We start from the raw sequence: 14,643 nt of genomic DNA, 5'->3' as shown, positions 1-14,643 counted from the left end.
AGGTTCTGTATTGTATAAATAACTGGTGACAACCGGCAATTTTTAAAATAAGAGAGGAGGAAAGCAATGCCAATCGAGCTTGTCTACCTGGCCGCGCTGCTAATCACCATCTGCATCTTCTTTATCGTCCTGAAACGTCCGATTTATGAAGGGATGCTGGCCGGCTTCATTGTCATGCTGGCCATGACCAACCAGTGGAGCCATGCATGGGAATTTGTATACAAGACATCCACCAACACCCTGTTTTACGCCATTGTAGCCTTCATGGTCGTGGCACAGATATTTACAGGGACCAAAGTAATCGATGCCTGTGTGGAAGTAGTCCTGTCCATCTTTGGACGCATTAAAGGCGGCACCGGTTATGTGGCGCTTCTTGTGTCCAGTTTCATGGGCGCCCTGTCCGGCAGCGCTGCGGGCAATGTAGCTGCCACCGGGGTCTTCACCATCCCTTCCATGAAACAAAGCGGCTTTCCCGATTACCTGGCCTCCAATATCTGTATGGCGTCCAGCACCATGGGAAACATGATTCCGCCTTCCGGCATCATCGTGGCTTCCTTTGGCATCCTGACAACCCTGTACGGGGATGAGAAGTACGCAATGTCCCAGTTCTGGCTGCTTATGTGGGGCATATCCCTCTGGTTCATCATCCAGCGCGCGCTGACCATCTTTTTCTTCTGTAAATACCACAAGATCCAGGCCCTGCCTGCCAGCCAGGTGCCAAAATTCGGTGACGCCATGCGAAGAGGATGGCGCTCCATGATGATACCCGTGGTCATCCTCCTCCCCTTCCTTCTGGATGCCCTGTTAAAAGATAATTTCTTTACCAGCCGTCTCACCTCTGCCGGGGCATCCGCCCTGTCCGGCTGCGTACTGCTCTTTACCCCCGGCATCGCGGCAGTGTATGCCCTGTTCATCATCCGAAGGAACATGAAGGTGGGGCCAAAACAGATTGCAGCCCTTCTCCAGAAGGGAACCAAGTCCATTGTTCCGGTTGCAGCCACCATCTTTTTCGCCTACTGTATCAGCAACCTGTTTGAATCCCTTAACGTGGGGGCCAACATCGGCGCCATGATATCCGGATGGGGACTGGGACTGGTGCCCCTGGCCCTGATTATCCCGCTGTTTACCGCAGTCCTGGGCATGATACTTCCGGGCTCCTCCCAGGTAGCCATCTTCGGTACTGCCATTGTCTCTGTCATGGCAGGCGCAGGCGCCAACCCGTTCCTGATTGCAGGCCTGCTTCCCGTTATCTGCGGCGCAATGGAAGGCATGACCCCTCCCCTGGCCCTGTGTATGTATACCGCCATGGGGATCTCAGGCTCGGCCATGAAGGAAACCACCCAGAACTGCATTATCTGGTGTGTCCTGCATTATCTGCTCAGTGTTCTTTTCCTCATCGGAATCATCCCCACGCTGTGGGTTGTATAGGAGGTATCGGTATGAAAAAAGGTTCCCAAATACTTTACCAGCTCTTTGGCTGGGGCGCTTACATATCCATCTTTGCCGGAGCCGCCTGCTTTTTCGGTTTCGTCATTGCCCTTATCATTGGCGGCGGGACCGGCGCTGCCCTGGCTGTTATGATTAAAGGCACCTTCTTCCCGATGATCATTAAGCTGACCAGCATATCCGTGGCCCTTGGACTGATTGGCATGTACTTTGGAAAGGAACAGGCCCTGTCCATGACAGCGGACAAAAAGGAAGCAGAAGAAGACTTAAAGCGCAATCTGGACCAGGCCAATAAGAAAGATAAGAAAGAAAAATAATACCAGGGAGCGGATATAAATGATTACTTTAGGACTACCCCATTTATCAGGCGCGCTGCTGACCTTATTCATCATGGCCGGGGTGGGAATCCACTCCGGCCGCCAGGTGAAGAATGCCAGCGATTTTGCAATCGGAGGCGGCAGGTCCTCCTCTGTCATGGTTGCAGGCGCCATTATCGGTACCCTGGTAGGAGGTTCCTCCACCGTGGCCACCTCGCAGCTGGCCTTCGAATATGGTTTCTCCTCCTTATGGTTCTGTCTTGGCGGCGGTATCGGCTGCCTGTTCCTGGCCCTGTTTTTTGCCAGGCCCATGCGCAAAAGCGGATACCTGACCTTACAGCAGATGATACAGCATGAATACGGCCATAAGGCCGGGCTTCTCACCTCTGTCCTGGGCGCGCTGGGCATATTTTTGAACATCATCGCACAGCTTCTGTCAGCCATGGCGCTGTTAGGAGCGCTTCTGCCCCTGCCTCCCTTCCTGTGCGCGCTGCTGGTGGCGGGCCTCATGGTATGCTATGTGGTGTTCGGCGGGATGCGGGGCGCGGGAACCATCGGCCTTATCAAGACCGTCCTGCTCTATGCCTGCGCCATCCTGTGCGTGGCCATTGTATTCAGGAAAACCAGCGGCTTTAACGACCTGTATGAAAGCCTTCCGGCGGCACGTTACTTCAGCCTGTTTGCACGCGGCGCCGGGGTGGACGGCGGTGCAGCCCTGTCCCTGATGATCGGGGTCCTGTCCACACAGACCTATGCCCAAAGCGTTTTGTCAGCCAAGAGCAGCCGGGCGGCTGTTGAGGGTGCCCTGGCCAGCGCACTGTTAATCCCTCCCATCGGGCTGGGCGGGGTATATATTGGGATTTACATGAAAATGCTCTTCCCGGCCATGGACGCCGCCAGGACATTTCCCCAGTTCATCATGCTCTACATGCCTGGCTTCCTGGCAGGTATTTTCCTGGCAGTGCTTCTCATCGCCATCATCGGATGCGGGGCAGGCCTGACCCTGGGAATCAGCAGCATCATTACCAGCAACCTGGAATCCCCTCTGGGCCTTGACCGGAACGAGAGGAAAAAACTGGCCTGTACCCGGATTTCCATTGTGGCCGTGCTGCTTGCGGCCGTGGTCTTCACCATGGGGGACCTGCAGTCTGTCATCCTCCAGTGGAGCTTCATGTCCATGGGACTGCGGGGCGCGGTCCTGTTCCTGCCCATGTCCGGCGCCCTGTTCCTGCCCGGACGGATTCCCGCCAGATACGCGGTCCTGTCCATCATCGCAGGTCCCCTGTGTGTGCTGGCCGGGTCGGTGTTCATCCGCCTTCCCTTTGACCCTCTGTTTTTGGGGATGGGTGTTGGTCTGGTGATTATGGCGGCCGGGTATGTGGACGGGAGGAAAAACAGCGGTAATACCTGTTCCTGTGCCAGATAGCGGATAAATGCGGACGGGTGTTGCAGAACCAGCATATCGCGGTCCTGCAACACCCTTTTATCCGGCGTATTTATACATGGTCATCCTGTCTGTCCATTCCATTCAGAAGCAGCCTGCAGTTGTTGTGGGACTTATCCAGGGCCAATGTCCTTTCAAAGGATTCCCTGGCCTTTTCCATGTTGCCAAGGCCAAGATTGCCAAGTCCGATTACATAATGGCAGTGGGCCATGTTCTTCCTGGTGAAGTCCTCATTATAAATCATAAGCTCAGGGTAGGACACTGCAAAATAATCAATCCTTACCTCGTCCCTCACATGCTGCTCGCCAAAATCAATCAGCTTATAGAACCTGGCATTTCCCTCTGCCTTTTTTTCAAGCCTGTACTTTGCCAGCCCCTGGTACAGTATCATATCGGCCGGCTGGTCGTAGTAGTACATCATACCAGCCACCTCGTCAGAGCCGACGGACGCTGCCTCGTAGTACTCAATGGCAGCCTTTTTATCCCCCATGACCTCTGCCGTCACACCCAGGTAGTAATTGATATTATTATCCTTACTCCCTTCCAGCTTCCCTTCGCCCAGGTTTTCCGGATATACCAGCGCCTTCTTAAGCAGTTCATGGGCTTTGGCATAGTTATCCCTGGAAATCTCCCGTTTTGCCATTTCCACCAATGCGCTGACATACTGTGCCGCTGCCTTTCCTTCCCCGCCTTCCCAAGGGTGGAACTTCCGCTCCGTTAAAATCTTATATGCTTCCTCATGGTGTCCCACAAAATTCTTAAGGGTTATGTATTCAATACATGCATCGTCCCGCTCCAGGGCTGTTTCCTTATATTTTTCGAAATATTCCAGGCGCTGTCCAGGCGTATATTGAAGCTTTTTATGCAGCTGGTCCATTTCCAGGAACACACGGCTGTCTGAGGGGTCAAGGGTAAATGCTTTCTCAATCGCAGCCAGGGCCTTGTCAGGCTCATCCATATGATTATAATAAACCAGTGAAAGGTTCCGCCAGACCGTGGGGAAATCCGGATTCTTCCCTGCGCTCCGTTCCCATAATCCTGCTGCTTCCTCATACTGCCTTTTATCATAATACAGGTTTCCCAGATAATATGGGGCATAGGACGCATCCGGCAGGACCTCCATACAATCCCTGAGGACTTCGATATCCTCCAGTTTGTTCGGAAAACAGCAATAGGAATCGCGCGCTTCCGCCTTTTGATACAGCGCCCTGACATCCTCTATGGGCATACCGCCCTTTTTCTCATAACAGGCAAGATAATAGCCGGACAGAGCATCCTCCCTGCAGGCATCGCAGTTCCTCAGCACATGGGCTGCTTCCTCATAAAATCCTGCCTCAGCGTAATCCCTGGCAAGCTGGAGGTAATTGCCGGGAAATCCGCGCATCCGGCCATTCAGGACAGCTGCCGCCTCTTCCCGTCCCTCTTCCCTCAAACCGTAAACCATCTCTGACAATGAGACATAGTCAAACGGGTCAATGGCCAGGTTATCCCTGATCCACTCCCCTGCCTCCCGGGTCCTGCCAAGCTTCCTGAGGATGACCGCCTTAAGCCCCCTTGCCTTTATATTGTGCCAGTTCTTCACCAGACCCTTATCAACCAGCTCCAGCGCCTGCGCATACTGCTTTCTGATACACCCGATAACCCCAAGATAATAATAGCTCATCTCCTGCTGTTCATTGGACCAGGCAGCCTTATAAAAGGCATCATATGCCTGGTCATACTGCTTCTGGCAGAAAAGTCCCAGCCCCAGCTTATAATAGGCTTCACTGTCATAAGGATTGGGATTTTTCCATGTGAGCCGTTTGACCGCCTTCCTGAAGTATCCGCAGCTTTCTGCAAAAAGGCCCCTGGATAACAGCAGGCTGCCGTACGCCGTGTTAATCCTTATGTCGCCCGGGTCGCGTTTTAACCCTTCCAGATAATAATCATCCGGCAGATACGTGGCATGGCGGTACTGTTCAATATGCAGGCCTGTGAGGTAGAGTTCCTCATTGGTCATGATTTCCTCTGGGTCCTTGGCTGCTTCTGCGGGCGATGGAAGTTCCGGTATTTTTTCTTCAAGAGGCGTGTATGCCACAAGTATGTTTCCCTGTTCATCCAGCAGCCGTACCGTGTAATCCGTATCCTTCCCGCCCTTTAAGGCTGCTGAGGTTGTATATGCCTTTTCCGGGCTGACCGCAATAGTCTCCTTAAATATCCTCTCCCCCTTAAAAAGCACCTCCAGTCCGGCCGCCGGATGTTCTGAGGTTGTATAAACCGTGATCCTGCCCCGGCCATCCGAAACCTCAAAATTAACCGCCCCATGTATGGTAGCGTTCTTAACCGCCCCGACTCCCTTATAGGGCATGAAATACTGTCTGAATACCTTTTCCTCAAAAGGCTTCAGCCATGTGAAATCCGGCTGGTTGTCCGTGAACACGCCTGTCATCAGTTCAATGTACGGTCCGTCCTCATCTGTCAGGTTCCGGTCCCATGCCTTTCCGAAATCCCCGCATCCCCAGGTCCACTGCTTCTTTCCCGGCGATACATGATGGTCCGCCACATGAAGGACGCCAGCCCCCACGCCGTAGTCATACCCTCCCACAAAGTCAAATCCTGACTTCTCAGCCATATAGGAGGTGGGAACAGGGATGTTCTTATACCTGGAAATGTCAACGCCCTCACTGTAGTCATGCTTGTAATAGACCCCGGTAGCTATGGGGAACCTGGACACATCCCTTTTTCCATGGTCCATGACCGCATGGACATCCGGCGGAAAAATGGACTGGGTGTTGTCATTTACCGGAACAGCGGGATTGGCCCACCAGAGAAATGTCTGGGGCATATTGGTGCGGTTGTATAACTGGCCCGTTATCTCTATATACGCCTTATCCGGGTACAGGGTGAACCTGACAATCCCTTTTGTCCCATACATCTGGTCCACGTCATTGCAGAGCACGGATTTGGAACCGTCCGGGTTGTCTGAAAGCATACGGTCCACCTCCATGAAGGTGGTGGGCCTGTGATGCTGGGGCCAGTTGAATTCAATGCCTCCGCTGATCCACGGTCCCAAAAGTCCCACCAAAGCGGGCTTAATCACGTGATTGTAGTAAACAAAATCATACCCATTGGTTTTATCATAGGCCCGCTGGATACGGCCCCCAAGTTCCGGCAGTATCATGACCTTCAGGTATTTATTTTCCAAATAGACTGCCCTGTATGTCACGTCTTCTTTCTCATCATATATTTTTTCTATTACAGGATAAGGGTATACCTTGCCGCAGCTTCCCTGGTAAACCCTTTTTTCCAGAAACATGGGATTCTTATTGGGTTTCCCCACCTTGTAAGTGGGAATCACCACGGATTCCTCCCATACCTTGACTTCTCCACTCCCAATCATGTATACACTCCTCCATGTGGTCATTAATCATATTCCATAAACATCAAATATCAAAAAACTTCCAGACCAAATATCTCAGCAACCGCCTTCATCTGGCAGGTTCTCTTACCCGTTGTCACAACCATGTGATGGGAACAGATATCCTCCATCAGTTTATATCCGTCCGGTACGCGTATCAGGCCGCCGTTGCGGCAATCAGAGCCAGGATACTGAACATACTCCTCCAGCACTGCTTTTTCCACAAACAGGCCGTTAAAATCAGAACGGAGTTTGCACAGGGTAATGTCCCCTGTTTCCACCTCAGCATCAACCACAATGGAGTTTTCCCCCACTATGTTCCAGGAATGCCACCCCAAAACCGGCGGGCGCAGGGTCCATTTCTTTGCCATTGCCTGGGCCACACAGCCAAGATAACCGCAGTGTACCAGAAGGGCATGGTCATCCGGATCCGCCACATCAGGGAACTCCTGGATTTTTTCATGGGAAAGGGCGGGCATGCCTGACAGGAAGGGATAGATGTTTGTGGTGAACAGGGAACAGTCAATGGTGCTTCCTATGAGATATTCCGTCATAAGGGAGGATGTATCGCTTTCGCATACCCAGAAAATCCCCCGGTCCTGATACAGGAGGCTCCAGGCAAGGCAGGGTGTTGTCTCGCTGAAGAATCCCTCATTCAGGCAGTTGGCGCCGCAGCCCACCACGTCCCCCTCCGCATCCACCTCGTCGCGGATTGCCATGAACAGCTTGATTGCGGACAGGACCGGGCGCTCATAGGGGACCTCCTCATGGAAATCCCAGCGTTCCATCTCCTCCCTGGCCGCATCGTCAGGAATAAGCCTGGCCTTTTCCCCAAGGGCCTTATATGATTTATGTACAATGGTGATACCGAATTTCTCTTTCATGTCGCGGATACACTCATCGTTCCACCAATAAAATATCTTAAACTGTTCCGGGATCAGTCCCTCTCCCTTTGAATCGTGGAATACCAGGAACTTCTGGTGTTTCATATCACGCTTAAGGGCCAGGGCCTTAAATACGGTTTTCGCCAGCTCCACACTGTGGGGGTTGAATACCTGAAGGCCCTTCTGCTTCATATACGCCACTGCTTCCCAGTCAAACATCAGCGATACCCCCACCGTGGTGGTAAGCACGATGGACGGCACATGGATGGTCCTTAACAGCTTGTCCATTTCCGTATATACATTGGTCCACATAACCGGGAACAGCACAGCATCCGCATCCTCAGGCAGTTCATCGCCAGCCGTCCGCGGCTCCAGAAAGCTCACTTCCTCCTGATATATTTCTTTTAAAGCATCCAATATCCTGTAAAATTCCTTTTCGTCCGCATCCTGGAAACGCAGCGGCACGATATTCGCCTTCATCTTCCTCATTACGGTTTCCTCCTTGCTATGATGATTACTTATAGAACCTTGCAATACTCAACTTTTTCCCCGCCAGGGGAGTACACCATGAAATATGCAAATCCATTTTCCCAAAATTCCGGCACCTGTTCGATTCCTTCTATGATTTCCATACCGCATGCCTTTGCCTCTTCAAATTCCGTTTCCAGGTCCTCCACCTCATAGGCAATGTGGTCAATCCTGCCTCCGTTTTGTTCTATCTCTTCTGCTTCACCGCTTCCCTTGGGACGCTCTATCAGCTCACAGAGTACCCCGCTTTCCGGGGAATATACAAAAATCACACGGCTTCCCGACGCCATGAACTCAGCCTTTTTACGGAAACCGGATTTCCCTGTGTACCATCCGGCTGCCGCATCTACATCCGGCACCAGGATTCCTATATGCTGCAAACCCTTTATCTTAACCATAAAATCCTCCTTGTTTAACCTTCTTATCCTTTGACTGCTCCGGCCACGGCGCCGCCCTCAATCTTTTCCTGGAACAGCAGGTAAATGATGAGTATGGGCACGATGGACATGACGATAGCTGCGAACATGGGACCGTAGCTGGTAAAGCGCTCCCCCTGAAGGCCCAGAAGGCGGACGGAGATTGTCTTCATGGCCTTGCTGGTCAGCAGCGTGTTGGCAAACACCAGCTCATTGTATACTGCCAGAAACGCCATGATCGCGCCTGTGAATATACCCGGCTTGGCTATGGGGAATATGATCCTGAACACAATGCCGAACGTGCTGCATCCATCCATGATGGCCGCCTCATCCAGCTCCCTGCTGATACTGGTGATAAAACCAGTTATCAGATAAAAACTCATGGGGAAATTAATTGCCGCATACAGGAAAATCATGGGCAGGTATCTGTCCCTTAAGTGAAACGTGGTAAACATGGTCACAATGGGGATCAGCATGGCATAGGGCGGGATCATCAGGCCCAGCAGATAATACAGCCGCAGGAACCCTGTACATTTTAAAAGCTTCCTTGCCACCACATAAGCCGCCATGGTCACCAACAGTATGACTACCACACAGGCGCCGATGGAAAACAAAAATGAGTTGGCTACCGCCCTGATGATCTGCACATCAAAGACAGCCGAGATATAGTTCCCCCATTCCACGGCAGACGGCATGGCAAACATGGTGTTCCATATCTCATTATTATTCTTAAATGAAGATATCACCGTAAAATAAACAGGATAAATAAAAACAGCGCTGAACAATACCGCCAATATCCAGTAGATAACCTTACCAATGGAACATTTCTTCATGGCCTTACCTCCTAATCATCCTGATTGGCTTTTGCAAACAATCCGGTCAGCAGCACGCTGGCAAGGAATGACGCCACAATCAGGAATGAACCCATGGCATTGGAATAACCGTAGTTATTGTATGTAAAAGCATTCTTGTACAGCAGGGTCCCGAATACCTCAGAAGCATTTCCAGGGCCGCCTCCCGTGGTGACATAGACCATTTCAAAAGTGGTGATGGAACCGATGATGCAGTTTAAGGTAAATATCTGGAAACTGTTCTTCAGCATGGGGAATGTTATATACCGGAACTTCTGCCAGGGCGTAACCCCGTCCACCACGGCTACTTCATAAATATCCTTCGGGATACCGGTCAGGCCCGCTGAAAATATCAGCATATTAAAACCGGCATAGGTCCATGCGTTAATAAATGTAATGGCGTAGATGGCGTATGTCTTACTGCCCAGCAGGTTTACATTGATGTCATGAAATCCCAGGGATTCCATAAGGGTTGCCACGGGGCCGCCCTCAGGATACAGCAGGAAATACCACATAAGCGCTATGGCTGTACGGCTGATGACCTGGGGCATGAAATAACTTGTCTTTAAAAAACGCTTTCCCCTGCCTTCTGACTGGATTACCGATGCCAGGAACAGTGAAACAGGAAGGATCAGGATAAAACCGGACAGTACAAAAATCCCAACATTGGTCAGGGCCGTAAAGAACTTCGGGTCCTTAAACAAAGCCGTATAATTCCGCAGCCCGATATACTGAAGCGGTGAATTCGGTATTCCGTTCCATTTAAAAAACGACAGGCGGAACACGGAAATCATCGGATATATGAATACACAAGAATAAAGCAGGAACGCCGGCAGGCTGAGAAGCACACACTCCATCCTGCGCCGCCTGTTTGTCACGCCATTCAAATGCGGACACCCCCTTTTGTAATTTTGACGGGAGGAAAACCTCCCGTCATACTGTATGCCTGATATAGCTTTGCGCAGATTTTAGTACTCCGGCTACTGCATTGCATCGTAGGCCTCAACCTCGGCCTGGATACGGTCCGCAATATCGCCTGCGGAATCACCTGCAAATATGGTCGTGACCTCCGTCCTGACCGTATCCAAAAGGGAGGTCATGGGCGAGAACTGCTCAATTTCACCTATCATATTGGCCGCCCTGGAATAATACTCATTAAATTCCGTTGTCAATGGATCTGCTTCTATTGTCTCGTCAAATTTCACAGGGAATGTTCCGCCGCCCTGCTGTACCTCGTACAGTCCCTGCCAGTACTCCTGGGAAGTAAAGAACTTAAGCACCCTCACGGAAGCCTCATAATTGTCATCCCCTGGTTTGGCTGTCATGGACATGAAATCATCCGGTCCGCCCATCCACTCATCCTTAAATTCCGGCTTGGACTCAAAGTACGGGAATCCTTTGCATACGATGTCAGATGCATTCTCAAACTCATTTACAGTGGCAATGTTCCATGAACCTGAGAAAATGATGGCAGCCTCCCCGCTCTCCAGTTTCGCCAGTTCCCCATTGGCATCATATGCTAGGTTGTTGCTTCCAAAAATCCCTTCATCGTACCATTTTTTCATCATATCAATTAATACAACCGTTTCCGGGCTGTTCCATGCCGTATCCCCGTTGATTAAATCTGTCTTCAGCTGGTCCCCATAATACTTCATGGAAAGCGCTGTCAGGAAATGTCCTGCCCTGTAGTTATCCTTTGCGCCAAACGCCATCGGGATATATCCATTATCAATCAGGATTGGCGCAGCCTTCTCAATTGCCTCCCAGTTTTCCGGAAGCTCCATATTCAGCTTGTCAAACACCGCCTTGTTGTAGAAACAGCAGACCCCATAAGGTGCATTGGGGATTCCATAAATACCTTCCACACCATAATCACTGTAGTCCACCGGTGCAAACAGGGCATCGATATAGTCCTCAGTCCATGCCGGATCCTCATCCATTAATCCGGAAAGGTCCGCCAGCACCCCGTTCTTCACATAGTCCAGGTTTGCCGCGTATCCAAGGAAGTTAAATACCTCGATGGGGTCGCCCGCTGCAACAGATGTCTTAAATAATGTATCATGGGATTCCTCATCTGAAATAGAAACATCCTCTAAAAGAATGTCAGGATTCTCTTCCTGGAATTTTGCGACCATATCCATAAAATATTTTTCACGTACACTGTCAGGATTGCTGAACCGTGTCAGGATCCTTACCTTAACCGCGTCCTTATCCGTGGCTGACGTCTGGGCCTCTGTCCCCGCAGCAGTGGTCCCGCCCGCCTGTGTGCCGGTATTGCCTGATGGATCCGCCTTTTGGCATCCTGCTAAAAGTGAGCATGCAAGCGCTGATGCAATGAGCATTCCTGTAATTTTTCTTTTCATATCCCCTTCTCCTTCATCATTGTATACATTGTATTTAACCCTTCTAAATCGCCATGGCTTTTTGTGATAAATTAATGATATACAATTATACATCAAACTTCCATGGAGTATTTTTGTACATTTTGGTAAATTTTTTATAGCAGCCCTTGCGTACAGTTATCTGATTGGTTATACTATATCCATGAATTCTTTACGGCTTCTGCCGATGTTCATAATCTTCCAGCTGTCCCGGAGGTTTTAACAGGACAGTCTTTGGTACCGCATCCGGTACTGTTTGGGCCTCTTCGGCCAGAATATCAGTGTGTTACAAATCCAGCGTGTCAGGGAATGCCTCAGAATACCTATTGAAGATGAGGGGCGTTTTTATTATAATGGAAGGAGAAGAGAATGGATAAAAGGAAGCTTCAATGGCATCCGGCGTTCTTTGCCGTGCTGCAGATTGAACTTGGAAAGGACAGGAACTACCTGAGGTTCTATGCGGAGTATAATCTGACCCGCAAACCGCTGCAGATTGATGTCCTGGTGGTTAAGGAAGAATCCTGCAGGGAAATACAAAAGAACATCGGCCGTATATTCCGCCGGTATAACGTGGTTGAATATAAAGCCATGAAGGATTACGTCAATGTTAATGACTTCTACAAAGTAATGGGGTATGCATGTATCTTCCAATCCAACACGGAACGGGTTATGGAAATCCTGCCGTCAGACGTGACGGTAACGCTGGCTGGTGAGCATTTTCCCCGAAAGCTATCAATGTATCTGAGGAATGCCTATGGTGTGGATATGGAGATGGAGTATCCGGGAATCTACTATATCCGTGGCCTTTTGTTCCCAGTGCAGGTCCTGGTCATAAGGGAACTGTCAAAGGAAGATAATATGTGGCTGAGCCGGCTGAGAAGCGGACTTTCGCTGCATGAGGATATCGAGATACTGGCAAGTGAATACAAAGGAATGGAACGTAATCCGTTATATGAAACAGCCATGGATTTAATCATCCGGGCAAATTGGGAAACATATCAGGAGGTGCGGGAAATGTGTGACGCTTTAATGGAATTGTTTGCAGATAAACTGGAGGAACGGGAAATACTTGGAATTGAAAAAGGCATCCAGAACGGGCTGCGCCAAGGTGTCATGAAGGGGGAGTATACAAAGCTGATAACGCAGGTAATGCGGAAAGTAGAAAAAGGACAGGCAGCAGTCAAAATCGCAGAGGACCTTATGGAACCGCTGCCCGTGATTGAGGGGATATATAATCTGATACTCCATAATCCTGGAATCAGTGCAGAACAGATATATAACAAGCTTTCCAATCCGGCGGATAATGGCTGATTCCCTAAGTCCGTATCCTCCTGGAATCCGAAAACTTCCTGATCTGCATAGGGGACAGCCCATACTGGCGTTTAAAGCACCGGCTGAAATAATATTCGTCATGATACCCAACCATCTCGGCAATATCCTTTACATCATATTCAGATTCCAGCAGCAGTTCCCTGGCGCCCTCCATCCTGACCATGGTAAGATACTGGACCATGGTCACGCCCATGGTCTTTTTAAATATTCCGCTCAGGTAGGAAGGCGAAACACACATGGACTCCGCAATCTGGGTCTGGGTCATCCCGGGGTCCCTGTAATTGTCCCTGATATATCCGCAGGTTTTCTCCACAACCGGCAGGCTCCTGCTTTCCAGGGAAAGCCTTATCTCCCCTTCCAGAAGAGTATAGATCACATTCCCGCACCATTCCTCCATCTCTTCCATATCCGCCATATTATCAAGCACCTGTTCCGCCCCATGACGTCCATTGAGAAGGCGCCTGATATCCAGTTCAGAAACCACACCCGCATCCACCATCTCCATGAAAAGCCGGTTCACGTTCATGACCACACATTCAAAGTTCACACAGCGGTCCGTCATTTCCTTAAAGATTCTCCGTATGATTTCCTGACAGCCCTTAAAATTGTTTTTCGTTATGTGATACTGAAGGTCCTTCAGCTCCTGATTGGGGATTTTATAATATATATTCTTCCTATCCTTTACCGCCTGGTAGGAAAGGGTGTTTTCCTTCAGGATCTTCGCGTTGTTTAAAGCTGAAAAAGCTTCTGCATACGCATTCCCCATCTGTGCGGTGCCACTATGCAGGAGGCTGATGCCGCACTGTACATTGCCTCCGGTATTTTTACATAAAACATCTGTCAGCTTTTCGATTTCCTGTTTCCATATGGGTGTCCTCCCGTCATGGTTTGAGGAAAGGATTAAAATCATATAATCCTCATATATATCGCAGACAGCCAGGCAGGGCTGATTCCCAATCACACCCCTGCAGCCTTCCTGCACGATTTCTACCTGTTTTGAAGGTTCCACATGTTCCTTCAGGAACAGATCCATGCGCAGCAGTATGATCCTGTATGCATCTTCATCACATATGCCCGCCTCCCCCAAGGACTCCCTTATAAGTTCCTCCAAATCCTGTCTGGAGGCGTCATGGAGATAATCGCTGAAGATCTTGGCCTGCAGTACCGCATCCATATAATCCTTCTTTTTCTCCAGTTCGTTAAACAGGACTGCCCGGCTGTTTTCCTTTTCGATTTTTATGTGAAGTTTCTTCAGGACCGCTATGAACTCTTCTTCATGGATGGGCTTCAGGATATAATCATAAACCCCGTATTGGATTGCCTGCTGCGCGTATTTAAAATCGCTGTGTCCTGTAAGAAAGATAATATGGGTCTGATACTGCAGTTCCCGGATTTTTTTAACCAGGTCAATCCCATTCATGCCAGGCATGGCAATATCCACAATGGCCAGGTCATATTGCTTCTGTGCAAAAAGCTCCAGGGCACCTGCCCCGTCCCCTGCCTCGTCTTCAATTTCATACCCCATGGCTTCCCAGTCAAATCCCAGAATAATTCGCTTCCGGATCAGCATTTCATCATCCACAACCATTACCTTGAGCATTCCCATTCCCCCTGATTTTACTATTTACCTAAAAGCGTGTTTGTAAA

The 14,643-nt window shown here is 50.0% G+C and carries 11 protein-coding genes; 4 read left to right on the top strand and 7 right to left on the bottom strand.

Going from position 1 to position 14,643, the window contains the following annotated elements:
- Nucleotides 1–66: 66 nt before the first annotated feature.
- Genes MCJ35_RS26235 through MCJ35_RS26225 form a run of 3 tightly spaced genes read left to right on the top strand, consistent with a single transcriptional unit; the run spans nucleotide 67 to nucleotide 3,189 of the window.
- Nucleotides 67–1,428: a TRAP transporter large permease subunit gene (locus MCJ35_RS26235; protein ID WP_025484481.1), complete on the top strand. Its 1,362-nt coding sequence runs from the start codon at nucleotides 67–69 to the stop codon at nucleotides 1,426–1,428.
- Nucleotides 1,429–1,439: 11 nt separating this feature from the next.
- Nucleotides 1,440–1,763 carry a hypothetical protein gene (locus MCJ35_RS26230; protein WP_025484482.1) on the top strand — a complete coding sequence of 108 codons (324 nt, stop codon included), beginning with the start codon at nucleotides 1,440–1,442 and terminating at the stop codon, nucleotides 1,761–1,763.
- 19 nt (nucleotides 1,764–1,782) lie between these two features.
- Nucleotides 1,783–3,189, top strand: a complete 1,407-nt coding sequence (locus tag MCJ35_RS26225) for a sodium:solute symporter family protein (protein WP_025484483.1) — start codon at nucleotides 1,783–1,785, stop codon at nucleotides 3,187–3,189.
- Between the two features lie 70 nt (nucleotides 3,190–3,259).
- Here the strand turns inward: MCJ35_RS26225 and MCJ35_RS26220 are convergent, their stop codons facing one another.
- The 6 genes from MCJ35_RS26220 to MCJ35_RS26195 all read right to left on the bottom strand — a co-directional run bounded on the left by MCJ35_RS26220 (nucleotide 3,260) and on the right by MCJ35_RS26195 (nucleotide 11,646).
- Nucleotides 3,260–6,586: a tetratricopeptide repeat protein gene (locus tag MCJ35_RS26220; RefSeq protein ID WP_025484484.1), complete on the bottom strand. Its 3,327-nt coding sequence runs from the start codon at nucleotides 6,584–6,586 to the stop codon at nucleotides 3,260–3,262.
- 50 nt (nucleotides 6,587–6,636) lie between these two features.
- Nucleotides 6,637–7,977, bottom strand: a complete 1,341-nt coding sequence (locus tag MCJ35_RS26215; protein ID WP_240299701.1) for a hypothetical protein — start codon at nucleotides 7,975–7,977, stop codon at nucleotides 6,637–6,639.
- Nucleotides 7,978–8,006: 29 nt separating this feature from the next.
- Nucleotides 8,007–8,414 (bottom strand): VOC family protein, encoded by a 408-nt coding sequence (locus tag MCJ35_RS26210; protein WP_025484486.1) that lies wholly within the window; start codon nucleotides 8,412–8,414, stop codon nucleotides 8,007–8,009.
- Nucleotides 8,415–8,437: 23 nt separating this feature from the next.
- Nucleotides 8,438–9,265 (bottom strand): carbohydrate ABC transporter permease, encoded by an 828-nt coding sequence (locus MCJ35_RS26205; RefSeq protein WP_025484487.1) that lies wholly within the window; start codon nucleotides 9,263–9,265, stop codon nucleotides 8,438–8,440.
- An 11-nt stretch (nucleotides 9,266–9,276) separates the two neighbouring features.
- Nucleotides 9,277–10,161 carry a carbohydrate ABC transporter permease gene (locus MCJ35_RS26200; RefSeq protein ID WP_240299812.1) on the bottom strand — a complete coding sequence of 295 codons (885 nt, stop codon included), beginning with the start codon at nucleotides 10,159–10,161 and terminating at the stop codon, nucleotides 9,277–9,279.
- A 102-nt stretch (nucleotides 10,162–10,263) separates the two neighbouring features.
- Nucleotides 10,264–11,646 carry an ABC transporter substrate-binding protein gene (locus MCJ35_RS26195; protein WP_025484490.1) on the bottom strand — a complete coding sequence of 461 codons (1,383 nt, stop codon included), beginning with the start codon at nucleotides 11,644–11,646 and terminating at the stop codon, nucleotides 10,264–10,266.
- A 387-nt stretch (nucleotides 11,647–12,033) separates the two neighbouring features.
- Between MCJ35_RS26195 and MCJ35_RS26190 the strand changes: the two genes are divergently transcribed.
- Nucleotides 12,034–12,975, top strand: coding sequence for a hypothetical protein (locus tag MCJ35_RS26190; protein WP_025484491.1), 942 nt, complete (start codon nucleotides 12,034–12,036; stop codon nucleotides 12,973–12,975).
- A gap of 4 nt (nucleotides 12,976–12,979) precedes the next feature.
- On the opposite strand, the gene MCJ35_RS26185 is transcribed toward MCJ35_RS26190, so the two are convergent.
- Nucleotides 12,980–14,596: a response regulator transcription factor gene (locus MCJ35_RS26185; protein ID WP_025484492.1), complete on the bottom strand. Its 1,617-nt coding sequence runs from the start codon at nucleotides 14,594–14,596 to the stop codon at nucleotides 12,980–12,982.
- Nucleotides 14,597–14,643: the final 47 nt, after the last annotated feature.

It is taken from the genome of Enterocloster sp. OA13, from assembly GCF_022440595.1.
In the GTDB taxonomy this organism is placed as follows: domain Bacteria; phylum Bacillota; class Clostridia; order Lachnospirales; family Lachnospiraceae; genus Enterocloster; species Enterocloster hominis.
Note: the sequence above shows the minus strand (reverse complement) of the source record. Positions and strands in the feature narration are given on the sequence as shown.

What these genes read in the sequence shown, in the direction of transcription:
- MCJ35_RS26235 (WP_025484481.1), top strand. Translation starts at nt 67, where the DNA reads ATGCCAATCGAGCTTGTCTACCTGGCCGCGCTGCTAATCACCATCTGC.
- MCJ35_RS26230 (WP_025484482.1), top strand. Translation starts at nt 1,440, where the DNA reads ATGAAAAAAGGTTCCCAAATACTTTACCAGCTCTTTGGCTGGGGCGCT.
- MCJ35_RS26225 (WP_025484483.1), top strand. Translation starts at nt 1,783, where the DNA reads ATGATTACTTTAGGACTACCCCATTTATCAGGCGCGCTGCTGACCTTA.
- MCJ35_RS26220 (WP_025484484.1), bottom strand. Translation starts at nt 6,586, where the DNA reads ATGATTGGGAGTGGAGAAGTCAAGGTATGGGAGGAATCCGTGGTGATT.
- MCJ35_RS26215 (WP_240299701.1), bottom strand. Translation starts at nt 7,977, where the DNA reads ATGAGGAAGATGAAGGCGAATATCGTGCCGCTGCGTTTCCAGGATGCG.
- MCJ35_RS26210 (WP_025484486.1), bottom strand. Translation starts at nt 8,414, where the DNA reads ATGGTTAAGATAAAGGGTTTGCAGCATATAGGAATCCTGGTGCCGGAT.
- MCJ35_RS26205 (WP_025484487.1), bottom strand. Translation starts at nt 9,265, where the DNA reads ATGAAGAAATGTTCCATTGGTAAGGTTATCTACTGGATATTGGCGGTA.
- MCJ35_RS26195 (WP_025484490.1), bottom strand. Translation starts at nt 11,646, where the DNA reads ATGAAAAGAAAAATTACAGGAATGCTCATTGCATCAGCGCTTGCATGC.
- MCJ35_RS26190 (WP_025484491.1), top strand. Translation starts at nt 12,034, where the DNA reads ATGGATAAAAGGAAGCTTCAATGGCATCCGGCGTTCTTTGCCGTGCTG.
- MCJ35_RS26185 (WP_025484492.1), bottom strand. Translation starts at nt 14,596, where the DNA reads ATGCTCAAGGTAATGGTTGTGGATGATGAAATGCTGATCCGGAAGCGA.